This is a genomic window from Pelotalea chapellei (assembly GCF_018531195.1).
Classification (GTDB): Bacteria; Desulfobacterota; Desulfuromonadia; order Geobacterales; family Pseudopelobacteraceae; genus Pelotalea; species Pelotalea chapellei.
On the sequence record NZ_JAHDYS010000005.1, the window covers coordinates 54,160 to 79,334 of the forward strand.

At 48.6% G+C, this 25,175-nt stretch carries 23 protein-coding genes and 1 tRNA gene; 22 read left to right on the forward strand and 2 right to left on the reverse strand.

Features of this window, described 5'->3' with window-relative positions; all coding sequences use genetic code 11:
• Nucleotides 1-9 precede the first annotated feature (9 nt).
• Entirely contained in the window at nt 10-978 is a 969-nt protein-coding gene (locus tag KJB30_RS06610; RefSeq protein ID WP_214297204.1) for a divergent polysaccharide deacetylase family protein, read from the forward strand.
• Nucleotides 979-1,035: 57 nt separating this feature from the next.
• On the opposite strand, the gene KJB30_RS06615 is transcribed toward KJB30_RS06610, so the two are convergent.
• Nucleotides 1,036-2,430 (reverse strand): ParA family protein, encoded by a 1,395-nt coding sequence (locus KJB30_RS06615; protein WP_214297205.1) that lies wholly within the window; start codon nt 2,428-2,430, stop codon nt 1,036-1,038.
• 161 nt (nt 2,431-2,591) lie between these two features.
• On the opposite strand from KJB30_RS06615, the gene xseA reads away from it, so the two are divergent.
• The 9 genes from xseA (at nt 2,592) to KJB30_RS06660 (ending at nt 11,506) form a co-directional block, all read left to right on the forward strand.
• On the forward strand, nt 2,592-3,944 hold the full coding sequence (xseA, locus tag KJB30_RS06620) for an exodeoxyribonuclease VII large subunit (RefSeq protein WP_214297206.1): 1,353 nt from the start codon (nt 2,592-2,594) through the stop codon (nt 3,942-3,944).
• Between the two features lie 123 nt (nt 3,945-4,067).
• Nucleotides 4,068-4,298, forward strand: coding sequence for an exodeoxyribonuclease VII small subunit (locus KJB30_RS06625; protein ID WP_214297207.1), 231 nt, complete (start codon nt 4,068-4,070; stop codon nt 4,296-4,298).
• 53 nt (nt 4,299-4,351) lie between these two features.
• Nucleotides 4,352-5,245: a polyprenyl synthetase family protein gene (locus KJB30_RS06630; protein ID WP_214297208.1), complete on the forward strand. Its 894-nt coding sequence runs from the start codon at nt 4,352-4,354 to the stop codon at nt 5,243-5,245.
• A gap of 52 nt (nt 5,246-5,297) precedes the next feature.
• Entirely contained in the window at nt 5,298-7,178 is a 1,881-nt protein-coding gene (dxs, locus tag KJB30_RS06635; RefSeq protein WP_214297209.1) for a 1-deoxy-D-xylulose-5-phosphate synthase, read from the forward strand.
• 185 nt (nt 7,179-7,363) lie between these two features.
• On the forward strand, nt 7,364-8,533 hold the full coding sequence (locus KJB30_RS06640) for a peptidase MA family metallohydrolase (protein ID WP_214297210.1): 1,170 nt from the start codon (nt 7,364-7,366) through the stop codon (nt 8,531-8,533).
• Between the two features lie 149 nt (nt 8,534-8,682).
• A complete protein-coding gene (locus tag KJB30_RS06645; RefSeq protein WP_214297211.1) occupies nt 8,683-9,354 on the forward strand; it encodes a YajG family lipoprotein in 672 nt (223 codons plus the stop codon).
• Nucleotides 9,355-9,476: 122 nt separating this feature from the next.
• Nucleotides 9,477-9,553 (forward strand) — tRNA-Pro (locus KJB30_RS06650).
• A gap of 143 nt (nt 9,554-9,696) precedes the next feature.
• On the forward strand, nt 9,697-11,004 hold the full coding sequence (locus KJB30_RS06655; RefSeq protein WP_214297212.1) for a GGDEF domain-containing protein: 1,308 nt from the start codon (nt 9,697-9,699) through the stop codon (nt 11,002-11,004).
• A gap of 28 nt (nt 11,005-11,032) precedes the next feature.
• Nucleotides 11,033-11,506 (forward strand): tetratricopeptide repeat protein, encoded by a 474-nt coding sequence (locus KJB30_RS06660; protein ID WP_214297213.1) that lies wholly within the window; start codon nt 11,033-11,035, stop codon nt 11,504-11,506.
• Here the strand turns inward: KJB30_RS06660 and tgt are convergent.
• Nucleotides 11,503-12,621, reverse strand: coding sequence for a tRNA guanosine(34) transglycosylase Tgt (gene tgt, locus KJB30_RS06665; RefSeq protein ID WP_214297214.1), 1,119 nt, complete (start codon nt 12,619-12,621; stop codon nt 11,503-11,505). The genes KJB30_RS06660 and tgt overlap by 4 nt on opposite strands.
• A gap of 392 nt (nt 12,622-13,013) precedes the next feature.
• On the opposite strand from tgt, the gene KJB30_RS06670 reads away from it, so the two are divergent.
• The 12 genes from KJB30_RS06670 to KJB30_RS06725 all read left to right on the forward strand — a co-directional run bounded on the left by KJB30_RS06670 (nt 13,014) and on the right by KJB30_RS06725 (nt 25,174).
• Nucleotides 13,014-13,691, forward strand: a complete 678-nt coding sequence (locus tag KJB30_RS06670; protein WP_214297215.1) for a succinate dehydrogenase cytochrome b subunit — start codon at nt 13,014-13,016, stop codon at nt 13,689-13,691.
• A 10-nt stretch (nt 13,692-13,701) separates the two neighbouring features.
• Nucleotides 13,702-15,615 carry a fumarate reductase/succinate dehydrogenase flavoprotein subunit gene (locus KJB30_RS06675; RefSeq protein ID WP_214297216.1) on the forward strand — a complete coding sequence of 638 codons (1,914 nt, stop codon included), beginning with the start codon at nt 13,702-13,704 and terminating at the stop codon, nt 15,613-15,615.
• On the forward strand, nt 15,615-16,373 hold the full coding sequence (locus KJB30_RS06680) for a succinate dehydrogenase/fumarate reductase iron-sulfur subunit (protein WP_214297217.1): 759 nt from the start codon (nt 15,615-15,617) through the stop codon (nt 16,371-16,373). Before KJB30_RS06675 ends, KJB30_RS06680 begins: the two co-directional genes overlap by 1 nt.
• Nucleotides 16,374-16,442: 69 nt before the next feature.
• Nucleotides 16,443-17,360 (forward strand): CRISPR system precrRNA processing endoribonuclease RAMP protein Cas6, encoded by a 918-nt coding sequence (cas6, locus tag KJB30_RS18415; protein WP_214297218.1) that lies wholly within the window; start codon nt 16,443-16,445, stop codon nt 17,358-17,360.
• Nucleotides 17,361-17,448: 88 nt separating this feature from the next.
• A complete protein-coding gene (locus KJB30_RS06690) occupies nt 17,449-18,285 on the forward strand; it encodes a polysaccharide deacetylase family protein (RefSeq protein ID WP_367618939.1) in 837 nt (278 codons plus the stop codon).
• Complete coding sequence (locus KJB30_RS06695; RefSeq protein ID WP_214297220.1) at nt 18,267-18,929, forward strand: glycosyltransferase family 2 protein; 663 nt, start codon at nt 18,267-18,269, stop codon at nt 18,927-18,929. Before KJB30_RS06690 ends, KJB30_RS06695 begins: the two co-directional genes overlap by 19 nt.
• Nucleotides 18,930-18,940: 11 nt before the next feature.
• Nucleotides 18,941-20,320, forward strand: coding sequence for a radical SAM protein (locus KJB30_RS06700; protein ID WP_214297221.1), 1,380 nt, complete (start codon nt 18,941-18,943; stop codon nt 20,318-20,320).
• Nucleotides 20,321-20,360: 40 nt separating this feature from the next.
• Nucleotides 20,361-21,299 carry a lysophospholipid acyltransferase family protein gene (locus tag KJB30_RS06705; protein WP_214297222.1) on the forward strand — a complete coding sequence of 313 codons (939 nt, stop codon included), beginning with the start codon at nt 20,361-20,363 and terminating at the stop codon, nt 21,297-21,299.
• A 1-nt stretch (nt 21,300) separates the two neighbouring features.
• Nucleotides 21,301-21,558, forward strand: a complete 258-nt coding sequence (locus KJB30_RS06710) for a phosphopantetheine-binding protein (RefSeq protein WP_214297224.1) — start codon at nt 21,301-21,303, stop codon at nt 21,556-21,558.
• Nucleotides 21,559-21,601: 43 nt separating this feature from the next.
• The gene (locus KJB30_RS06715; protein ID WP_214297226.1) at nt 21,602-23,017 is read left to right on the forward strand and encodes a B12-binding domain-containing radical SAM protein; all 1,416 of its coding nucleotides are present in this window, start codon (nt 21,602-21,604) and stop codon (nt 23,015-23,017) included.
• 40 nt (nt 23,018-23,057) lie between these two features.
• Complete coding sequence (locus tag KJB30_RS06720) at nt 23,058-24,344, forward strand: B12-binding domain-containing radical SAM protein (RefSeq protein ID WP_214297227.1); 1,287 nt, start codon at nt 23,058-23,060, stop codon at nt 24,342-24,344.
• On the forward strand, nt 24,341-25,174 hold the full coding sequence (locus KJB30_RS06725) for an ACP S-malonyltransferase (protein WP_367618942.1): 834 nt from the start codon (nt 24,341-24,343) through the stop codon (nt 25,172-25,174). The genes KJB30_RS06720 and KJB30_RS06725 overlap by 4 nt, the downstream gene beginning before the upstream one ends.
• Nucleotide 25,175 lies beyond the last annotated feature (1 nt).

The window sequence follows — 25,175 nt, forward strand, 5'->3', positions numbered from 1 at the left end:
TACTCATCCATGACCAAACCAAGGCCCAATCGTTTCAAACGCAGCCGGGGTGGCAGTACATATGCGGTTCTTGGCATACTTGCTGCCGTCCTTCTTGCTGTTGCTGGTTACTTTCTCTTTGCACCGCGTGCAAAGGAATTAAAAAATCCCCAGCCATCTCCCTCTGTTGTGTTTCATTCTCCGTTACCGGCCAAGCCTGATACTACTCATGAATGGTATTCGTCTGCGCATGAGGCACCACTTCATCACAAAAATGTTCATTCACCTGAAAAGCCAGGATCCTTGTCGGATCGCAAACAACATCAGACAGGCATTGGTAAGCTTGCTGTCATTATTGACGATATGGGTTCAAGTATGCAGGAGGCCCATGCTCTGGCACACATTGGTGTACCGCTTACCTTCTCCATTATTCCTGGGCTTCGCAGTTACCAAGAGGTAGCTTCGTACGCTGCTAAAGGAGGTCTGGTTGAAACAATGATCCATATTCCCATGCAGCCAAAAGGGTGGCCGCAACGCCGTCTCGAAGGTAACGGCTTGCTTGTTTCAATGACTGATACAGAAATAAAGGAACGTCTGGAGGCTTTTATGCGAGACATTCCACAGGCGGTAGGAGCAAATAATCACATGGGTTCTGAATTTACCGAGCACAATGACAAGATGCAGCCGGTGCTGGAAGTTCTAAAAAATAAGGGCCTTTTCTTTATAGACAGTGCTACCTCATCCAGATCTGTGGGATTGCAACTATCCCGGGGAATGGGTGAGAGGTCTGCCCGGAGGAGTGTCTTTTTGGATAATGAACAGAATGTTCAGTACATCACATCACAGCTCAACCAAGCGGTGCGTTTGGCCAAGAAGAATGGGGAAGCTATTGCTATATGTCACCCTCATACGGCTACGATCAAGGCGCTCGCAGCCGTTTTACCAGGTCTGGAAGGTCAAGGAATTACTCTTGTTCGTGCATCTCAATTAGTGAAATAGAAAAAGTTTTTGAAATGCATAAAAAAACCCGCCGGAGCGGGTTTTTTTATGCGCGTGTCAGTTTTGGAGGTGTTCACCAATCTTTGCCTGGAGATTCTGGATCGCCCGGTACTGTACTTCATACAACACCTGTTCAGGATTGTTTGGATCAACTGGATGGACAGCCAACCAACTTCCCTCACGTAATTTACCTTCATATCCTGCCAATGATTCGTTGAGCAAGAGATAAAGTCTGTCGCGCAGACCATCCAGTTCGCCTTCTGCAAAACCAATCATCGGCACTTCTTTTTTGAAGGCTAGCTCTCCGGCAGTATTAAACTGCATAAAATCCAAAATATACGAATTATCATGGTCACGTGGCAGGAAAAGAGAGACTGTCTTTCCTGCTTTTTCCGCAATTACTGCTCGTGCGGCAGTGTGAGCCTGTGAATCGTTGTAAAGGCCATACAAAGCCCCGCAGAGCATGTCTGCAAAACAATCGTTGTGTAGGAAGCCGCGGACAGCGCGATCCGAAGTTTCATAGTAAAAACCACGGCCTTCAGGTGTTTCGGCTAAGAGTTTCCCGCAGATCAGACATCGATCAGCCAAGCCTTCCAGTCTTGCCAGATATGAGACTTTCTTTTTCCCTTCCTTTTCAGCAAGCCACTGGGCGTACAGACAGGAGCGGGTCTCTGGTGTAGTATCATGACTTCGCAGAATGTCGCGGGTAATCTCGCTGAACTGGGTGTGCACTTCAGTGCCACGAGCGTGAGTTAGAATTGGGTATATCTTCCCATCAGGGTTGGTGTTCAGGCTCTCAACCTTAGGACTTTTGGATATAAAAGAATCCATGCAACGATAGCCACGGTTTGCTGCAAATGCCCGCAGCAGTGTCTTCTGGTCTCTGAATATCCCTTCGAACTTTATGCGTTCATCAACAAGACAGGGAATCAGGGCCAGGGATCTCTTGTCTATGCCGCGCTGATCAAAAAGTGCGAATATGTTTTTACAGTTATCCAGGCTCGGCATGTCCTTGATCGGGATCAAAACTCTATCCGCGGCATAGAGAGCATTCTGCGTCAGGATGTTCAAGTCGGGTCGTGTGTCAATAATTACAATCCCCGAAAGTCCTGACTCAGCCAGCATGCGGGCAAGCGTCATGGGCCCCTTGAACCGTTCATTGATATCGCTTAGTTCATTGGACGACGGAATATAACCGACACCGTATTGCCCCATTTGAACAAGTATCGAGGCCTTTTCGCCCATCAGCAGTTCGTGCACTGTGCCTTTTGTTGGGCGACCTTTCATCTCAAACATCCGATCGACGGTGAAATGGTTATCAAAGGAGAAAATTGTTACAGGCAGATCTTCCCGCATGGCCTTTAGGTAAATAGCCAGATTGGTAGCCAACGTGGTTTTACCGACTCCACCTTTTTCGGAAGAGATTGTGATGATGTAAGGATAACTCTGCATTTTCTGATAACCGCCATTTATAGAAGGTTTGCAGCACCTGCTGCGAAAGCTTTAAATACTAGTTCAATTTACCTCTGAGGGTCAACCGGTTTGACACACTTTCCGCGCATGTGTTATTTTGATCTAAGTTTTTAGCATAATTCCAAATATATACGAGATGTATGGATATTTTTTCTGAAAAAACAATTCTCACCGTTACTCGCCTGACAGCTCTTTTGCGCGGCGTGCTGGAGGAGAATTTTGATCATGTCTGGGTCCAAGGGGAAATCTCCAACCTTTCGCTTCCTTCATCAGGCCACATTTATTTCTCTCTCAAAGACAGTGATGCCCAGCTACGTTGTGTGGTGTTTAAGGGAGCCGCCAAAAATATAAAATTCCGCCCTGCAGATGGTATGGCGTTGATTGTTCGTGGCCGCATTTCCGTGTATGACCAGCGTGGTGATTACCAGTTGATTTGCGACTATCTTGAGCCGGCCGGAATAGGTGCTTTACAGTTGGCCTTTGTGCAGCTCAAGGACAAACTGTCAAAAGAGGGATTGTTCAACGAGAAGCGCAAACGTCCACTACCGCCTTTTCCACGCAAGCTGGGAGTAATTACTTCCCCAACAGGTGCTGCAGTCCACGACATTTTAAACGTTCTCAAGCGTCGTTTCTCTTCCCTGGAAATACTCATTTATCCGGTGAGGGTTCAGGGGGAAGGAGCAGGGCTGGAGATTGCCCGTGCACTGGAGGAGATGAATCGCCTTAATCTGGTTGATGTTTTGATAGTTGGCCGTGGGGGAGGTTCTCTTGAAGATTTATGGGCGTTCAATGAAGAGACGCTTGCTCGGGCTGTATATCGCTCCAAGATTCCTGTTATTTCTGCTGTCGGCCATGAGACGGATTGGACGATCTGCGATTTCGTAGCGGACCTTCGCGCACCGACACCCTCTGCGGCAGCGGAATTGGTTATCGCCAGCGCAGAAGAGTTTCGTCTGCAGGTGGATGCATTCAGTCATCGTCTGCAGCGGGCCATGCAGGCGAGGTTGTCAGTGCTGGACTCCAGAATAACGTCCCTGAGGCGCCTGTTGTACGATCCTTCCGGTACCATTGGCCATCTTTCCCAACGTGTGGATGATCTTTCGGAGCGGCTCTATCTCGCCTTGCAGACTTCTACTGCTCGACGCAGGGAGCTTTTCAATCACTGTGAAGGTGTGCTCATGCACCATTCCCCTGCAGGTCAGGTGAACCATCTGCGCAACAGCCTGCAGCTGCTTGCAAATAGAGCTGAACGCCATATGGTGCAGCATCTTGAAAATTACAAACAAAAATTTTCTGTTTCAGTGGCGCAGCTGGAGGTGCTTTCACCACTGTGCACGCTAACACGGGGCTATTCCATCGCGACACTGATGGCAGATGATTCGGTGGTGACTGATGCCGCCAGACTGACAGAAGGTGATCGACTGCGTCTCACTTTCAATTTTGGAGGAGCGGTCTGCATTGTGGAAGAAGTCGTAAAAGCTGCGAAACCTTGACGGGTAAAGTCATATCTGTATAATACAAAATTTTTTAAACCTGCTTCCAGTACTGAACTGAAAGTGTAGAAAATGATACAGGTTTGCTTTCCATGATTCGCTTATACAAAAAAGGTTACTGCAATGGCTGTTGAAAAATTCGAGGTATCACTCAAAAAACTTGAAGAGGTCGTACGGCGGTTGGAAGGTGGCTCCCTTTCCCTTGATGACTCGTTAAAAGCTTTCGAGGAGGGGGTCAAGTTGGCTGCTTTCTGTTCAAAAAAGCTTGATGAGGCAGAGCGTCGTGTCGAGGTGTTGTTGAAATGCAAAGATGGCAGCTATGACAGGAAGCCTTTTGAAACCGAAGAAGGATAGCCGTCAAAGAGCCTTCATCCTTACGGCCGCTAAATTCTACGAAAAGGAATATTATGGATCTCAAAACTTACCTTAAAGAACAGTGCATTCGTGTGGATGCTGCGCTTGACCGTTTTCTTCCCAAAGAGAGCGAGCTTCCACACAGTCTGCACAAGGCAATGCGCTATTCTGTTTTTGCTGGAGGCAAGCGGGTTCGTCCCATCCTTATGCTGGCTGCCTGCCAAGCAGTAGGTGGAGATACGGAGCGAGCTATTCCGGCTGCCTGTGCCATGGAAATGATTCATACTTATTCACTTATTCATGATGACCTGCCAGCCATGGATGATGATGATTTCCGCAGGGGGAACCCAACAAGCCATAAAGTTTTCGGAGAGGCGATTGCAATTCTGGCCGGAGACGCACTTTTGACCGAAGCCTTCAAGCTTATCAGTGATCCGAGGTTTGCCGTGGATTGTCCTGCTGCAGCTCGCTTGGCTGTCATACATGAAATCGCCACCTGCGCTGGTTCATACGGCATGGTTGGAGGACAGGTGGTTGACATGGAAAGCGAAGGGAAATCTGATATCGATCTTCCCGTGGTGCAGTATATTCATGCTCATAAGACTGGTGCCCTGATCAAAGCCTCTGTTGTCGCGGGCGCACTCCTCGGAGGTGCTGACGCTGAGAAACTCGCTGCTGTCAAACGCTACGGCGAAGCGGCTGGTCTTGCGTTTCAGATTGCCGATGACATACTTGATATTGAAGGCACCACTGAGGAAATCGGCAAAGATGCCGGCAGCGATGAAGCTCGCGGCAAGGCCACATATCCTGCGGTAATAGGATTGGCAGCTGCAAAGGAAGAGGCCCAGGCCATGATGGATGAGGCTTTTCGGGCCCTGGAGATCTTTGGTCCTGAGGCCGATTATCTCAGGGAAATCGCCTTGTACATCGTAAAACGCAAGAACTGAGCGAATTTTTCAGCTCCTATTTTCAGGTTCCGCTCCAGAAGGTAAAGGCCCCATGTCTATTCTTGAAACGATTAACTCCCCTGATGATCTGAAGAGAATCCCATCGCACAAACTCACGCTTGTCGCCAGGGAACTGCGTCAGCTTATCATTGAAACTTGTTCTAAAAATGGTGGACATTTAGCACCCTGTCTGGGTGTGGTTGAGTTGACTATTGCCATGCACCGTGTATTCAATAGTCCTGTCGACAAATTCGTATGGGACGTGGGGCATCAAGCCTATGCACACAAAATTCTTACCGGCAGGCGGGACAGCTTTCATACTTTGCGCACACTCAATGGCATCAGCGGTTTTCCGAAACGGGCGGAATCGTGTCATGATATTTTTGATGTCGGCCACTCTTCCACCTCGATTTCCGCTGCAACTGGCCTTGCGGTTGCACGCGATTTGGCAGGTCGTAAGAATAAGGTACTTGCTGTCATAGGTGACGGTTCCATGACCGGCGGTATTGCCTATGAAGGTATCAATCAAGCTGGTCACCTTAACAAGGACCTGATTGTCGTACTGAATGACAATGAAATGTCCATTGCTGAAAATGTCGGTGCTGTTTCAAATTTTCTCAGTCGAACTGCTTCCAGCGAATTCATGTTTCGTTTTAAAAAGGATGTGGAGTCATTCCTTGGTCGTCTGGATGGAGTGGGTAAAAGCATGCTTCATGTAGCTCGTAAGGTGGAGGAGTCGTTTAAGGGCCTCCTTACTCCCGGCATGTTATTTGAGGCTTTCGGGTTTGACTATATTGGTCCCATTGATGGCCATGATCTTCCCAAACTGATCGAAACCCTGGAAAATGTGAAAAAATTTGATGATGCCGTTTTGATCCATGTGCTTACAAAAAAAGGTAAAGGGTACAAGCCGGCAGAGGACAACCCGTCGCTGTTCCATGGGGTTGGTCCATTTAATATCGAGACCGGAAAGGTGTTGAAAGGGAAGGGGGGGGGCACCTCTTACACCGCCTTGTTCGGTACCACGCTGTGCAAGCTGGCTGCAGATGATGAGCGTATTGTAGCTATTACTGCCGCAATGCCGGATGGTACTGGATTAAGTGGTTTCGCCAAGGAATTTCCCGATCGTTTTTACGATGTTGGAATCGCTGAACAGCATGCCGTCACCTTCGCCGCCGGATTGGCTGCCGACGGTCTGCGGCCTGTATTTGCCGTATATTCTTCTTTTCTGCAGCGCGCCTATGATCAGGTTTTTCATGATGTTTGTCTGCAGAACCTGCCCGTGACATTTGCTCTTGACCGGGCTGGAGTTGTCGGAAATGATGGTCCGACTCATCACGGGGCATTCGATCTATCTTATCTGCGACACCTGCCCAACATGGTGATTATGGCCCCCAAAGATGAGAATGAGCTGCAGCATATGCTTGCCACTGCAATCGATCTCGGACGGCCGGTAGCGGTGCGCTATCCTCGCGGTAATGGTTATGGCGTAGCACTTGATCAGGGATACAAAATCCTCCCTTTTGGACAAGCCGAAATTGTTCGAGAAGGTGGAGATGCTGCAATACTGGCCCTGGGCACAATGGTATATCCTGCGCTTGTAGCCGCCAAACAACTCGAAGAACAGGATGGTATCAGCCTGACTGTTGTCAATGCCCGTTTTGTTAAGCCGCTTGATGAAAACATGATTTTGGATCTTGCACGGCGAAACGGTTGTTTAGTTACCATGGAGGAAAATGTCCTGCAAGGTGGTTTTGGCACAGCTGTACTTGAACTGCTTGAAGAACATGATCTTACCGGTGTGCGAGTTTTGCGACTTGGTTATCCTGAAGAACCGGTCACCCAGGCTGAGCAGCATGAATTGCGTGCCATGCTGGGACTTGATGCCGAGGGACTTGTTTTTTCCCTGCGCAACTTCCTGAAAAAGTCATGACGTGGGAAGGAGCTTGCACCTCGCGCTTGCTCAATATCCGAAAAGGCTGCACCATGCATTCCGGTAAAATAATGATGATAATGCGAATACTCCTGCTAGGCAGCTTCTTATGCTGTATCTCCGCTGTTCCCAGCAATGCAGATGAAAACGATTCAATTCTGCACAGTAGCTATGCAAGAGATCTCATGCTGCGGGGAGATTATGAAAAAGGGATCGAGCAGCTGCGGCGTGCATACCTGCTGTTTCCATATAATGAAACATTAAAACATAATTTGGCCGAAGGGTACGCTGCCTTCGGCCATCAGTTTTTTAAACAGAAAAAATACGATAAGGCTGATGACAATTTTGTCAAAGCTATGGAGTTATATCCTGAAGAGGCTATTTATGCTCTGCTTCGTGGTATTTGCACCTATCATCTTAAAAAATATGACGTGGCACGTCACGAACTGGAGCGGGCTCATCAGAAACAGTCGGAAACCGTGGAGATTCTTTACTACCTTGGACTTGTCTACTATGAGACGAATAATAGGCAGCAGGCTGTGGAGCTCTGGGAGCAGGGACTCAAGCTCTCACCAAGTCGGGTGGAATTTGAAGAACTGTTGAAAAAGGCACGCAAGGAGATGGCCGTAGAGGCGGGCATGGACCGTGGGCATAGCTCCAGATTCGATCTGACATATGATTCCGGTGTGAATGCTGCTTTTGCATTGGCTGTGCTCGATGTTCTTGAAAATGCCGCCAATCAGGTAGGCGCCGAGCTTGGTTTCTTTCCCGTTAATCGCGTACCAGTGGCCATATACACACGCGCAGACTTCAAAATCGTTACAGATTCGCCTGAATGGTCCGGCGGGGTCTATGACGGCACCATCAGACTACCCTTCGGTGCTACGGCCGAAGTCACTCCACAGATGCGGGCTGTGCTGTTCCACGAATACGCCCACGTAGTAATTTTTGAAATGACACGCGGCAATTGTCCAATTTGGCTGAATGAGGGGGTTGCGGAGATGTTTGGCCGCAAAGAGCATAATCGCCCTATGGGCGAATTCCGGCAGGCTATAAAGAAGAAAAGCTATATGGATTTCAGAAAGATGGAATCCGGCTTCAGTGGATTGACCACACCTGATGCTTCTCTGGCCTATCAGCAGAGTTATGCCATGGTCAATTATATGGTTACCAATTACGGGTGGCACCGGGTAAATGGGATACTGTCGTCCCTTGGCAACGGGATGAATATTGACGAGGCGGTCTTGCAGTCCTTTCAAGATTACTCGATCACTTATGATACTTTGATTCTGGAGTGGCAGAAGGAGATGGAAAAGAGTTTTGTGCAGGCACCGATTCTTGTGGAAGGTGACTGACGGTTTCGGGCGGTTTGTCTTTTATTTTTCCACGAGTTAGTCATAAACGGTATTTCCGTTATATGTGATGCTTCCTGCTGACGGATTTACTTCCTCCTTGCTGTTGATTTCATTCATTACACATTTTCTTTCTTGTCTTAGCTGTTGGCATGACTGTTGAAAAAATGTGTGAACTGCATGCAAAAGAACTGATTAAAAAGGAGAGGGAGATGTTTACTATTAGATCGTCAGTACTGATGTCCGTTCTGCTTTTGTTGCTGTTCTGTTCTGGTTGTGCCCGCTATTCCCGGAGCGTAAGCACGATGTACGACCCTGTTTCCACTGCAAGAGGTGGTTCGGGTGTTTTATATATTGTTATGCCGTTAAGTCAGCAGACCCAGTCAGGTAGTGTGAAGTGGGTCATTGGTGCAGTTAAGGATGAAGATGAAAACAAAATCGATGAAATATTTAGCGCCCAGTCCCCGGGCGAGCTCATCCAGGGTGCTCTTGGCCAAGAAATGAAGAGGGCAGGTTACACGATCACTTCTGTCACCTCGCCTCCTGCAGATGTAACTAAGATGCTTGTCATCACAACCCCTGAGTTGGTGCTTGACCAGATTTCAAGTACAGGAAAACTTACTGCTTCATGTCGTTTGCGTATGCCGTTGGAAATATGGAAAAATGGACACTTAGTGAAGAAGATGGAATATAACGCTACCTATTCCAACACAACTGTTACCGATCGAGACTTACTCGCAAGGGCTGTTCTTGGAGAAACCCTGCATTCGACAATGAATAAGGCGATCCCTGAATTGGTGTCACTTTTGGAGTCAGAAAAATGACACTTTACAGTGTTGTTTCAGGTTTTATAAAGTTGAAGAAGAAAAAAAGTAGCTTGATCGGAGAAAGACAGAAAAAAAGCTTGCCTTTTGAGGATTAATGGTGATAGATAGTTACTCTTTGTCGGGGAGTAGCGCAGTCTGGCAGCGCATCTGCCTTGGGAGCAGAGGGTCGCTGGTTCGAATCCAGTCTCCCCGACCATTTAAAAAACAAGCACCTGCAACTGATGTTGCAGGTGCTTTTTTTGTTTTTATGTTAAATCGACAGCAAATATTGCAATTGAGTCGCTCCTGAATTACCATGTGATGAGTTTTTAGATGACGTTAGTCGTCGAGGACAGGTCAATGAAATTGCGTTTAACCCTCATTCAAAAACTTATTGCAAGCTTTGCTATTATCGGCATTTGTCTTGTCACTGCCTTGGTTTATGCCATTCATGGATTGGGAACAATGCATCGTATGGTAGATGACATTGCACGCCATGATTTGTCAGCTGCGACCTCAACAATCGTGTTGCGAGATTCTATACTTGCACAGCAGCGTGCTGCTGGAAGGTTTTTGATTTTTAAGCTTCCTCAATTCAGAGAACTATTTATAAATCAGGCAAATCTCTTTAAACGTACACTTGCATTGCTGCAGCAACAACCGGTTGGACCTGAGTTGGAAAAGCTCCGGTCTTCATATCTGACATACACCGAGCTAAGTGAAAGAATTTTCGCGGGTAAAATTGTTCGAGATGTTGAGTTTAAGCATTCTGCCGAGCAAGTGGAAAAAGCAATTGAAAGTCTGCGTACCGAACAACGCAAAATCCTGGATAGGAAGCTGGAAACTGCCAGGAAGCGAGAGGCACGCACTGCATCATTGGCTTTTGGGCTGGCCTTAGGTGGCGTTTCCGTTGCCCTTTTGGTAGCAGCAGCGTTGATATATTCTTTCTCTACATCTATTAGAAAACTTCAGAAGACAACCCATCGTATTGCGGCTGGAGATTTTGATTACGATCCTCACATTCCTCCAGGTGACGAAATAGGTTCTTTGGCTCAGGACTTTATGAGCATGGCGGTACGACTCAAAGAGCTTGAGCAGATTAGTCTGGATGCCAGTCCATTGACACGATTGCCCGGCAATATTGCCATTGAACGTTCTATTAACAGGCGTCTACGAGAAGGAACGCCCTTCGCTATGTGCTATCTTGATCTGGATAATTTTAAATCTTATAACGATCGTTACGGATATATAAAAGCCAGCGATATATTGCACCAAACTGGTCGATTGATTCATGATGCAGTCCATCGCTTAAATGATCCTGATACTTTTGTTGGGCATATCGGGGGTGACGATTTTGTGGTTATTATTGATGCACGGTTGGCCCGGCAGGCGTGTCAGGCCATCATAAAAGATTTCGATGAGATGATTCCTTCTTACTATTCTGAGGAAGACCGAATTGCCGGTTCTATTCAGGGGGCAGATCGGTATGGTGTTGTACGTGTCTTCCCATTGCTTTCAATATCAATTGCAGTGCTGAACTGTCAGCCAGGAAGTTATTCGACTGCGGCAGAGATTGCCACGGCAGCAGCCAAGGTAAAAGATCGCCTTAAAAAAACCTCTGGCAGCAACTATATTATTGTGAGGGAGGCTCATTCCGGTGAGATATAGGCTGAGCGTTGTTCTGATATGGAGCACTGTGGCACAATTAACAGGTGGCTGCGCTATGTTGGGAAGCAAAGGTGAGCCGGTACGTGATCAGCAAATTGTTCTGGATGGTGCTATTGCGAAGTTGAGAGCAGGCAATGAGAAAGAGGCGCGTGGTTTGCTGGAACAGCTGATTGCCGAAAAAACGAGTTATGGGGGAACTGATGAGGCGCTTTTTCGTCTCGCGCTGCTCTCTCTCAGGGACGAAGGAAATAAGGGAACTGTCAAAGCACAAAAACTCTTGGAGCAGTTAGCCAAAGAATATCCGAATAGTCTGTGGGCGAGGCAGTCAGCTCCCTTGGCAGCTCACCTTGTGGAAGAACGGCATCTTCGTGAAAATGTCCGGGAATTGAAAAATTTACGAGAATTGAATTATTCTTTAAACCGAGATAATAAAGAACTGCGACAGATTCTCGAACGCCTCAAAAGTCTCGATTTGGAACTGGAACAGAAAATACGGCATTAGGCTTTACGTTTACTCTCACCAAGATATTCAGCAAGAAATTTATTTTTATATTCCACAAAACAATCCCGCTTAATTGCTTCCCTGATCTCCTCCATCATCTTTAGATAAAAGTGAACATTGTGAATGGCGGACAGTACTGCCGAGATGACTTCATTGGCAACAAAAAGATGATGAAGATATGCACGGGTAAAGTTTTTGCAGGTATAGCAGTCACAGCTCGGATCAATAGGATAGAAGTCACGTTTGTAATTTTTGTTCGTAAGGCGGATTTTTCCTCTTCTGGTAAAGAGGGTGGCGCTACGGGCATAGCGCGTAGGAATGACACAATCAAACATGTCGATGCCGCGTTCGACACTTTCAAGTATATCCTCGGGCAGGCCTACTCCCATCAGATAACGCGGTTTATCTTCGGGAAGATGTGGAGCAGTCCAGCCAACTACTTTCTTCAGCAACTCCAAACCTTCTCCCACACTGACGCCACCGATTGCGTATCCAGGTAGATCAAGTTTGCGCATCTCCTTGGCGCACATTTCTCTTAGATCCTCGTACACACTTCCCTGGACGATACCGAAGAGGGCTTGCCCATTATCTGTCATTGCCTTTTGGCATTCCTTGAGCCACCTGATTGTTTTCTTTGTTGACGATTCGGCGTAACTGCGTTCGCAAGGGTAGGGGATGCATTCATCGAAGGCCATGATAATATCGGCACCCAGGTCCTGCTGAATACGAGTAGCGCTGGCAGGATCAAGAAAAATTTCCTCACCGCTTATTTCATGTCTGAAAAAAACGCCTTCTTCGGTGATGCGTTTGTTAGGCAATGAGAAAACTTGAAAACCACCCGAATCCGTCAGGATAGGTTTATCCCAGGCCATGAACTTGTGCAGCCCACCAGCCTTTTTCACAAGGCCTTCCCCCGGCTGCAAATGTAAATGATACGTATTGCTGAGAATAATCTGGGCACCAGTCTCATTTATCTGTGCCGGGGTCAGCGGCTTCATCGCACCATGTGTGGCTACGGGCATAAAAATAGGAGTTTGAATTTCTCCTCTGGAGGTTGTTACGATTCCGAGACGAGCACCACAAAATTTATCTTTTTTTAATAGTTTGAAGTCCATAATTTATCCTGTTGATTGAAAAACAATAAAATTTAAAAGAAGTACTGCTGGAGAATATTGTTACTATCAGAATGTAACTTTAAAAGCAATCCCGCAAGGGAAGCCTTTCTAGGCGATTTTATTTTGTATTCTGTATACATAAAATTCTTGCAATTTTGTATAACGACGTTTAGTATCCCAAAATCTGAAGAGCATTGGTACAAACTGACAAGAACGTTTCCATATTGCGACTACCGCATCAAATAAACTCGAAGGAGGATGGTATGCAGGTTGTCTATAGAATGCGTTGGCGTGGTCCTCCTCAACGTCAGTCTGCCTTGAAATTCCCATGTGTGTGTCCGCAATCCGCAAGAAACTAATGCAGTTAAAATTCAAGAAAAGGAAGGAAATCTATGCAACTGTTTAGCTCGTCAATCGGCAGAAAGATAGTGATGGCCATAACAGGACAGTGCATGGTCCTGTTTGCCATCATCCATCTGCTTGGAAATTCCACTGCGTTTGGATGGCTCACTGGTGGACTCAATGCGTATGCACACCATCTTCACAGTTTACCGCTCCCACTTTTATGGGGATTCAGGCTTGGCCTGCTGGCCTTGGCTTGCATTCACATCTGGTTCGGCATTCAACTGACTATTGAAAATCGCGCCTGTCGTACTCAGCAATACGCGGTAAAAAACATGCAGAAGGCATCATTTGCCAGTGAAACTATGATTTGGACTGGCGCTCTCTTGCTACTCTTCATCATTTATCATCTGTTGCACTTTACCTTCCAAGTTATTAACCCGGAAACAGGTGCTCTTATCAATCCTGATGCTCTGGGGCATCCTAATGTTCTGGCCATGGTTGTAGCTGCTTTTCAGAACGTTGGTATTGCGTTGTTGTATGTAGGAGCAATGGTTGTGCTCTTCCTGCATCTGTCCCACGGTATACAAAGCTCATTTCAGTCTATGGGTTGGAGTAACGACCGCACTCAGCCTTGCCTCATCAAGGGAAGTACTCTTGGGGCTCTGTTCATGTTTCTCGGATATGCCGCAGTCCCGCTCATCATTCTCGTTCGGATTCTGAAATAAGGGGGTTATTGTGATACTAGACGGAAAATGTCCTACCGGACCAATTCAGCAAACCTGGGATAAACATTGCTTCGATCTGAAGCTTGTAAATCCTGCCAACAAACGCAAATACAACATAATAGTGGTCGGTACGGGTTTGGCCGGTGGCGCTGCTGCTGCTTCCCTCGGAGAATTAGGCTATAACGTTCAAGCTTTCTGTTATCAGGACTCTCCGCGCCGCGCACATTCAATTGCTGCACAAGGTGGCATCAATGCCGCTAAAAACTATCCTAATGATGGTGATTCCATTTACAGGCTGTTCTACGATACCATCAAAGGTGGCGATTTCCGTGCCCGTGAGGCAGACGTATGGCGACTAGCCCAAGTCTCTAATAACATCATTGACCAATGTGTTGCCCAAGGTGTTCCTTTTGCCCGTGACTATGCCGGATACCTGGACAACCGCTCCTTCGGCGGTGCTCAGGTTTCCCGTACATTCTATGCTCGTGGCCAGACTGGTCAGCAACTACTGTTGGGTGCTTACACGGCTCTTTCTCGCCAGATTAAATTGGGCACTGTCAAGATGTATGATCGTCGCGAAATGCTCGATCTTGTTGTCGTTGATGGCGTCGCTCGCGGCATCACGGTGCGCAACCTGATTACCGGTGAACTTGAAAGTTATGCTGCTGATGCTGTCTGTCTTGCTACCGGTGGATATGTTAACGTTTTCTATCTCTCCACCAATGCCATGGGATGCTCGGTTACAGCTAACTGGAAGGCGCATAAAAAAGGCGCTTACTTTGCTAACCCTTGCTATACCCAGATTCATCCGACCTGTATTCCTCAGGCGGGCGATTACCAGTCTAAGCTGACTCTGATGTCAGAATCCCTGCGTAACGACGGTCGTTGCTGGGTTCCCAAGAAAAAAGAGGATTGCGGAAAGCATCCCAATGAAGTTCCAGAAGAGGATCGCGATTATTACTTGGAGCGCAAGTACCCCTCCTTCGGTAACCTGGCACCTCGTGACATCGCCTCCCGTGCTGCCAAGGAGCAGTGCGACGATGGGCGCGGTGTTGGACCTGGTGGCCGCGGGGTGTATCTTGACTTCTCAACATCAATCAAGCGGGTTGGAGCTGACACCATTAAGGAACGTTACGGCAACCTCTTTGAAATGTATGAAAAAATTACTGATGAAGATGGCTATAAACGTCCAATGCGGATGTACCCTGCACCTCACTATTCCATGGGTGGTCTCTGGGTTGATTATAACCTGATGAGCAATATTCCGGGCCTGTTCGTTCTGGGCGAAGCAAACTTCTCCGTTCATGGTGCTAACCGCCTTGGAGCGTCAGCTCTCATGCAGGGATTGGCTGATGGATATTTTGTCATTCCCAACACCATCGGCGGTTACCTTGCTACTGTCAAGCCAGGTGCAGTCAATGCTGAACATCCTGAATTCAAGAAATGCGAAGAAGATGCCAAGAGAAGTGTCGAAACCTTCCTTTCCATCAACGGAAAACGCACAACAAGCGATTTCATGCGTGAACTTGGCGGTTTGATGTGGGAAAACTGCGGCATGGCCCGCACAAAGGAATCCCTTGAGACAAACCTCAAGAAAATTCCGGCATTGCGTGAAGAGTTCTGGAAAAATGTCAAAGTTTCCGGTTCCGGTAACGAATTGAATCAGCAACTTGAAAATGCTGGCCGTACCGCTGATTTTCTTGAATTTGCAGAACTGATGTGTCGTGACGCATTGCACCGCAATGAATCCTGTGGTGGTCACTTCCGCACAGAATATCAGGATGCCGGCGAAGCTCAGCGTGATGATGCAAATTTCTGTTACGTAGGCGCATGGGAGTTCAAGGGTGTTGACAAGCAGCCAGAACTGCACAAGGAGCCTTTGAAGTTCGAGAATGTACATCTCGCTGTAAGGAGCTACAAATAATGAGCGATCACAAGACCATGACCTTAACGCTGATCGTGTGGCGCCAAAAGAATGCCAACGATCCTGGAAAATTTGAAACTTACACTGCTAAAGGCATAACCGAGCACCACTCTTTTCTGGAGATGCTTGATGTCGTGAACGAGGACCTGATTCTGGCTGGCAAGGATCCAATAGTATTCGACCATGACTGCCGCGAAGGTATCTGCGGTATGTGCTCACAGGTTGTTAACGGTATGGCCCACGGCGGTCAGGACCGTACGACTGTGTGCCAGCTTCACATGCGAAAATTCAAGGACGGCGACACTATCTACATCGAGCCTTGGAGAGCACGTGCATTTCCGATTATCCGCGACCTTATCGTGGATCGCGCTGCCTTGGACACCATTGTCCAGGCAGGAGCATATGTTTCCTGCCATACCGGCGGGGTTCCTGATGGCAATGCGATTCTTATCCCAAAACCGGTTGCTGATGAATCCATGGATGCTGCAGAATGCATCGGATGCGGGGCTTGTGTAGCTGGCTGCCCCAATGGCGCCGCCATGCTGTTCACCGGCTCAAAGGTGTCTCAGTTTGCTGTGTTGCCTCAAGGTAAGCCTGAAGCTGCAGCCCGCGTCAAGGCTCTGGAAAAAGCCATGACCGACTGTGGTTTCGGTAACTGTACCAACCACTACGAGTGCCAGGCCGCCTGCCCTAAAGGGATCAACGTCAAGTTCATCGCCAGGATGAACAGAGAATTCCTCAAGGCTCAATTCTCTTAATCTTTATCCACCATCGTTACATAACTGGGCAGCCTTTGGGCTGCCCTTTTGTGTTTTACAGAGGCATTTGTGGAATTCAGTCTTATTAATCTTGTCCTCTCCGTTACAACAGCAAATGAATCTGCCCTGCTTCAAAGGCTATTTCGTTGTGGCGCTGAATTTTCATCCACCTGTAGAGATATAGTTTGCCGGTGGCCAGTACGTGACTGCCATGAATGCTCGACGAGACACGACTGTACCTGGCATAGAGTTTTCGGCCAGGAATTAACTGTTGATCCGGAAGCACTCAAACGCCATCAGAAGCCCCCCTTACCCTTTGTATTCACATTTGAAAATCCGGCCATTGCCTCTGATAACCCCGGATTAGTTACTGTACGACTGATCGTGATTGGAAAGGCCATCCTTTGTCTGGAGATGTTATTAAAGGGATTTTCAATTCTCCTAGAGAAACAGACCAAACACATTAAATGTGAAGTGGGGGAAGTTGCATCAGTGGGCTATCATGAGGATGCTCATGCTTTGGGAGAAGGGTGCTGTATTAACTTTCCGGAAAATCTTACTATTTTATCAACCGCTGGTTTAATAGAGAAATGGCCGTGGAGTTGTGACAGAATCAGGTTGATTTTTGAAACACCGCTTCGCCTTTTCGACAAAGGGCATATCCTCAAATCCTTCGACACAGGTTTGTTTATCCGTTCATTGTTGAGGCGTATATCCTCGTTGGCATACTATTACGGAGAAAACTGTTCAGAGCCTGATTTCAAGGAGCTGTCCCGCCACGTAGACCAAATTTCCTGTTGTGATAACTATTTCCAGTATCAACCTTTGTGGCAGGCAACCAACAAACTATCGGGTATTGTTGGAAACGGCGTAGTCTATGGTGCGCTCAATGATCTTATGCCCTTTATAATTCTTGGCTCTTATCTTCATGCTGGCAAGGGTTCTTCATTTGGAATGGGTAAATACGCTCTGTACACAGATCAGTAATTGGTGTAAAGACTGTTTCCCTGTATAATCAATGAGAATTGGCATCCCGATAATTAGCTTCTTTATTTCCCTGTTTAAGAAAGAGTCTGTGAATCATAGCGATGTTCATGCATTAACAATTGATGTGGAGGACTGGTTTCACGTTTGCAATTTGCAATACGAACCTGTAATAGCCCGTTCCCGGTGGCGTGTCCATAGTGCTACAGAACGCATTCTTTCTCTTCTGGCAGTATCTGAAATCAAAGCTACTTTCTTTATTCTTGGCAGTGTTGCCGAGGCAGAAACTGAACTTGCAGGGCTAATTACCTCTCAGGGACATGAAATCGCCTCCCATGGTTGGTCACATCGTTTGGTACATGAAATGACAGCCGATGAATTCAAGGCGGAGCTGGAACGTACGGCTGAATTAATCTTTAAGCAGACAGGTGCCCGCCCTGTTGGATATCGTGCTCCTCGCTGGTCTATTTCCGAGCGTACACCATGGGCGCATGAGATCCTTGTTGAACAGGGGTACCTCTACGATTCAAGTTGCAATCCTCTGCCCCTTGTCGGAAACGGGAGGGCGCCTAGACGGCCCTACAGCATCCAAACAGGCAAAGGTGCTCTCTGGGAGGTGCCTCCAATGGTGACACCGACACCAATGGGGAATCTTCCGACAGGCGGAGGCTGGGGCTTTCGTCTTTTTCCGCTCCCGCTCATTTCTTCGACAATTCGGAGGTATCAAAAAGCTGGCCACCCTGCAGTATTGTATCTTCATCCCCGTGAGGTGGATCCCTTGGGCCCCAGATTGGATTTATCTCCGCTCCAGAGCTTTGCTGCCTATGGGACGCGCAATGATGCTGCTCCAAGGATTACAGCATTGCTTAAAACGTTTCGTTTCACTACCCTGGAAAGCATGGTCAGATCGTGGAAACTTGTATCCTGATACCGGCTTATAATGCCGCACACACCATTGCAGCTGTTGTTAAAGAGTGCCTGACCCTTGGTATGCCTGTGGTGGTGGTCAATGATGGATCAACTGAAGGCACCGGGAAGGTGGTGGCTGATTTTCCTGTGACAGTTCTGTCTCATGCAGCAAACATGGGAAAAGGGTGTGCGCTGAAAACCGGTTTCTCATGGGCAGTGCAGCAAGGTTTTGGTTCCGTAGTAACCGTGGATGCCGATGGTCAGCATGATGTCTCTGCTGTTCCACGACTGGCTGACTCTGCCCGTCAGGCAGATGTCGATATCCTGATCGCATCCCGTTTCAGTCAATTCGAACAGATGTCCGGTTTGCGCAAGACATGGAATCGTTTCGGTGTATGGTGCATGCGCACGCGGACAGGGTTTGAAATTAACGACAGCCAGTCTGGTTTTCGCTATTATTCTTCACGCCTGCTACGTACAGTCACTTTGTCTACTTCGGGGTATGATCTGGAGATGGAGATACTCATGCAGGCTTGGCGTCACGGTTTTCGCGTTGCTTGCCTCCCGATAGCGGCACGGGTGGCTGACGGACGATCCACCAGTCATTTTCGCCCCGTACGCGATACCTGGAATATCTGCAAGGTTTTCTTGCGTAACATGTAACAGGAGTTCAGATGATTCAATCGTTAAAAAACTACACCAAAGAAAAAGTACTTTCCTATTTACTATCCATGGCGACAAGTTCCTCGGATGAGTCACTCATCAAAATGACACACCTGATGGAAATGATTCCCAAGAAAGACTATTATAAACAACGTATCCGCTGGATCAGAGGTCTGATCCGCGACAAGCATCCCAGTATTGAATTTCCCCGCCGAATTCTGCGTGACCTGCATCCCAATCAGCGTGACAAGTGGATCAGCAATCTCGCTATCAATCATCTTCTCAGCGGCACCAATAAACGCAAGGAATGGGCAGATGCCAATGGCTTCTATCCTCCATCAACAGTTGTCATAAGTCCCACCATGCGCTGTAATCTCTCCTGTTACGGCTGCTATGCTGGTGATTACAAGAAAAATCTGGAACTGTCTCTGGATGAATTGGACTCAATCCTGCTGCAGATGAAGGAAATGGGTATCTATTTCGCTGTTATTTCAGGCGGTGAGCCGTTCTACATGGACGGCATTTTCGAGATTTTCAAAAAACACAGTGACATGGCCTTTCTGGTGTTTACTCACGGCGGCCTTATCGATGAAGCCATGGTTGAAAAGCTTATTGAAGTGGGCAATGTCATGCCATCTTTTTCGCTTGAAGGATATGAACAGGAAACCGACGAACGGCGTGGCAGCGGGCACTTTGCCAAAGTCATGCGTGCCATGGACCTTCTACGCGAATCTGGCCTCTCATTTTGCGGTTCTTTTACGCATTCCCGTAAAAACTCCCACATCATTACGAACGGCGAATACATAGACATGCTTCTCTCCAAAGGTGTCTTTGCATTATGGCTTTTTTCATATGTGCCTGTAGGTCGCAAGCCTGAACCGGAGTTGATGCCCACGCCTGAACAGCGGGACCACCTGCGTCAGAGTGTTGTCGGCTTCCGAGCAGAGAAACCCATGCTCTTCATTGATTTCTGGAACGATGGTCCGATGGTATCGGGTTGTCTTGCTGGCGGCAGAAAATATTTCCACATCAATGCCAACGGCGATATCGAACCGTGCGTCTTTTGCCACATGGCTGTTGACAACATCCGTCGGACAACACTCCGTGAAGCATTGGCTTCACCATTTTTCCGGAAAATCCGACAGGAACAGGGGGACCATGACAATCTGCTGCGTCCCTGCATGCTGATTGATCATCCGGAAGTTGGTCGCGAGATTTTTGCCTCGGAAGGTGCCTATCCGACCCATGATGGTGCCGAAGAGATTTTTACAGTGCTTGCCGGTGAGATGGACACTTATTCACGTGCATACGGAAAAATAGCTGATGCAGTCTGGGAAACAGAGTTTGCTGATCATCCCAAGAAAATGAAAGGTAATACCGGGCCCCAATGATCACCATCTATACTTGCTTTAGCCGTTATTATTAGAAACCATGGCAGTCTACAACAGTAACAACCTTTTTCTGATTAATGCCCTGACGCGTATTGCTCCCCGCTGGATATTCCTGCCCCTGGCATTTGTCTCAGCACTCATTGCCTACTGCGTCGGAGAAAAACTGCGGCAGGCGATACGGGCCAATCTGAGAGTGGTTACCGGACGTCGCCGGGTTGAGGGCCTTGTAATTTCCACCCTGTACAAATTTTCCCTCAACTGGTGCGACATCATGCTGCTCATGCGCCTGACCGGACCACGCCTTCATGCGCTAATCAGCAGCCACGCTTCTGCCCGCCCCATGGAGGAAGCACTGGCTGCCGGCACCGGTGCAATCCTGATTTCGCCTCACCTCGGGAACTGGGAACTGGGCGGCCTGGGTCTTGCCGATTTGGGATATCCGGTCAACGTACTCACCTTTCGGGAGCCGGATGAAAAAGTGAATGCGATGCGTGAACAGTTGCGGTTGAAGCGTGGAATTCGATTCATTTATGTGGATCGCAATGACTCATCCCCCCTGGCCATCATAGAGGCTGTAAATGCTTTGCGCAGGAACGAAGTCCTGGCCATTCTTGGGGATCGGGATGGCTCTTCACACACGCTGCGATTAAATTTCTTTGGCAGACAGACAAATATTCCGGTTGGTGCCGCCTATCTGGCCATGGCCAGCGGCGCTCCTGTTATTCCTGTGTTTGTTCCACTGGAAGGCGGCAAATATGTCACCGTAATGGAGGACCCCATTTTCTTCAGTGGGGGGCACGGTCAGCATGGTGCAGCCATTCGAAAAGGCATGGAACAGCTGTTAGAAGTATTTGAACGTTACATCAGGAAATACCCGGACCAGTGGTACAATTTTTTCGATTTCTGGAATGTATCCAAAGTAGAGGATGGTACAAAAGTCATTCCTGAAATCCATCACATCACACAAGAGAGGTTCTAAAATGTCAGAAGAACTTATTCAGAAGGTCAAACAGATGATCATAGACAGTCTGCGTATCGAAGGAATGAGTGCCGATGAGATAGATAGTGATGCGCCTCTGTTTGGAGAAGGGCTGGGGCTTGACTCCATAGATGCACTCCAGCTGGTAGTGGCAATGGAAAAAGAATTTTCCACTGTTGTACCGGATGCAGCAACCGGCAGCAAGGTCTTTGCCTCTGTACGCAGCATGGCCGGTTACATTCAGGAACAGCAGGGGTGAATACCGGTTCCGCTCGAATATACAGCGGCTCGCGGAGGTCCTCATGAACGTACTGCTTCTGCGTCCACATCCAGGAAATGATCGCTTCGGACTGGGTCCCTTTTTCTGTGTAGAACCGCTGGGGTTGGAATATCTCGGCAGTGCCCTTAGATCACGCGGTCATCAGGTTACTATTGCTGATCTTCGATTCCGTCCTGGTGCCACGACATGGGTCAAGCGCACACATCCGGATATCGTCGGTATTGGTTGTCTCCATTCGCTTGAATTCGATCGGGTAATTGAAACGGCCCGAGAAGTGCGGCGTGTCAATCCAAGAGCGTTCATTCTCGTTGGAGGTCATGCCGCTGCTGCCTATCCGGCTGCCCTTGAATGCGATGATATAGACGCGATTGTTGTCGATGACGGGGAAGAAGTTGTTCCGATTCTGGTTGAGGCGATACAGAAGGGTAGCAGACTTGATGAAGTTCCGGCTCTGCGCCTGCGAACCGCCGACGGTTGGATCAAAACCTCTCCCCTGTTGGAACGTACCAGTCTTGACAGAATTCCCTTACCTGCCCGTGACCTGGTTGAGAGGCATCGCTCCGGCTACCATTGTCTGCTCTTCAAACCGGTCTGGCTGATAGAGACCGCCCGCGGGTGCCCGCATCACTGTTCCTTTTGTTCTGTCTGGCAGTTGTATGACCGTTCCTGTCGTGAACGGAGCATTGAGGCTGTAGTCGAAGATTTTGCCACTTGCGGTGATTCGATTTTTGTGGCTGACGATCTCTTCTGGTACAACCCTGCCCGCAGTCTGGAGCTTGCTCAAGCTCTGAAACGACGGGGGATCTTCAAACGCTGGATTCTTGTGCAGACCCGAACCGATCTTATCAGGAAGAGCGCTGACCTGATGGAGGCGTGGCGACCGCTGGCCAAGGATTTCGACATCTTCCTGGGGTTGGAATCTGCCAGTGACAAGGGGCTGGATGGTCTGGACAAAGGAGCAGGGGTAGAAGACAGTATCGAGGCGGTGACCATCGCCCGCTCCTTGCGATATGGCATCAACGGGAACTTCCTGGTCGACCCGGATTGGGAGGAAGCTGATTTTCATGAACTCTGGAATTTTGTAGAACAGTACAGCCTGCAACGAGCTGGCTTCACCATCCTGACTCCCTTGCCGGGCACAGATTTTTATAACGAAAAAAGCGCCCGGCTTGCCGGCCAGCAGTGGTCAAACTTCGACATGCATCACCTGCTCTGGGAACCAAAACTCGGTGCAGAGCGTTTTTTTCAACTTTATGCTGAGACATGGAGACGTTCGATTCTGAATACCGCCGGTGACAAAGGCATCATGGCCTGGATTCGACAGGTCCGTCCAAGTCAGATTCCCTATATCATCAGGGTGCTTTGGCGCACGCAACGCATGATGAAACCTGCCGAGTATTTGCGGGAGCACCTGGCCACCCGACCATCAACAACCTGAGTGTTTCAACAGCCTCCTAGTGGAAGGAATTTTGAACCGAATGAAAATACTATTTATCTCACCAGGATGGCCGAAAGGCCGTTTGTGGGGTGAGTTGACCTTCAAGTTTCCTTCTCTTTCCCTGGCTGCCCTGGCTGCGGTTTCTCCTGTTGGGTGGGATATCTCGTTCTGCGATGACAATTGTGAAACCATCGATTTTGATACAGATGCAGATATAGTAGCACTGACAGCCATGACAGCCCAGGTCACCCGGGCCTATGAGATTGCCGATGCATTCCGCAGCCGAGGTAAGACTGTGGTGATGGGCGGGTTTCATGTGAGCAACATGCCGGATGAAGCCTTGGGGCATGTGGATGCCGTGGTGGTGGGGGAGGGGGAGTTGAGTTGGCCCCGGCTGCTGGCAGACTGGCAGGCAGGTGCTCTGCAGCCCCTTTACAGAAGCGGCTCGCAGATGGAAATGTCTCTTATTCCTGCTGCTCGGCGCGACATTTTCAAAAACAAGAAGTACCTGCTCACCAACACCATTCAGACCACCCGCGGTTGTCCCCATGACTGCGAATTCTGTTCTGTCACCGCCTTTTACGGTCGCAAGTATCGCAAGAGGCCGATCGATCTGGTCCTGGCGGAACTGGGAGAGTTGATCAAGACCAATTCCTTCGCTTTTTTTGTTGATGACAACATAGTGGCTGATCGGAAGTATTCGCTCGAACTTTTCAAGGGAATGAAGGGAATGGGTTTGAAGTGGCTTTCCCATGCCCCGATTGATTTTGCCCGTGACCCGGAACTAATGAAGGCGGCAGGTGAATCTGGTTGTCTGGGCATGTTTGTCGGCTTTGAATCTCTCAGTCAGGATTCTTTGTCAGCAATGGGTAAATCAACCAACACGGCCCAATCCTACCTGACAGATGCCCGGGCATTCCGGGACAACGGCATCGGTATTCTCGGTTCCTTCGTGCTCGGATACGATGGAGATACTCCCGATGTTTTTGAAAAGACCCTGCGATTCTGTGAAGATGCTCGTCTGGAGTCAGCAATTTTTCCTATTCTGACACCCTATCCAGGTACCACGGTACGGCAACGTTTGGAGGAGGAAGGTCGCATTATTTCAGATGACTGGCGTGACTATGACATGGAGCATGTCACCTTCAAACCAAACGGCATGACTGTGGACCAGCTGCAGCAGGGTTACGAACGTATCTGCCGCGAGTTCTATTCCTTCCCTTCCATGTATCGACGCATATTCAAACTTCACCGTTCCGTGCAGGTCTTTGGCCCCATGAACCTCGGCTTTCGGGCCGCCATCCGCCGGAAAACAACGTGTCCATGACCTGCTTCATGTTCCCCGGGCAGCCGCTGCTCCGCACCGAGATGCAGGCAATGCCTGCTTTTGACGAGCTGGCCTGTTGCTGTCAGGATAAAACCGGTTTTAATCCCCTGTCTGATGAATGTTCCGACCCTGGCTTGAGTGAAAATGTGCGCTTGCAGCTCTTCGGCGTTACCATGAGTCTGCACCGTTATTCGATGATGGTTCTCGAGCGGGGGCTGCCGGATGTTATTGCCGAACACAGCATGGGTATCTATCCTGCTCTAGCGGCGTCTCGGTCCTTGAACAATGCTGAAGCCCTTGAACTCACCTTTCGCATAGGTAAACGTCTAACAGAAATGTCACAGGGAGTGCAGTACGCTCTGGCGAGTGTAGTCGGACTTGCCTATGAAAGCCTGAATCCCCTTGTTGCCGCCAACCGGATCTATATTGCGAACCATAATACCTCGCGTCACTTTCTGGTGGCTGGAGAGCGGTCCTGCATAGAAACCTTTGCAAATGAGGCTGCAGCGGCAGGTGCTTTCTCAACGGCAGTTTTCGGCTGTGATGCACCGTTGCATACTCCACTGATTCGGGAGATTGCCGCTGACCTCCAGCGGATCGTGAACGATTACGATTATAAAGATCCTCAGATACCGCTGGTTGACCATCTTGAACAGCGGAATCTGACTGCTGCCGATGTTCCAGGTTTCCTGGTGGAAGAGCTTTGTCGTCCGGTTTTCTGGGATAGAACCTACCGGGCACTGATAGGACGGGGCCTAAACAGTTTTCATGAAATAGGAGCCGGCTCGTCCCTTACCAAATTCAATAGATGGATTGATAGCGAAAGATGAA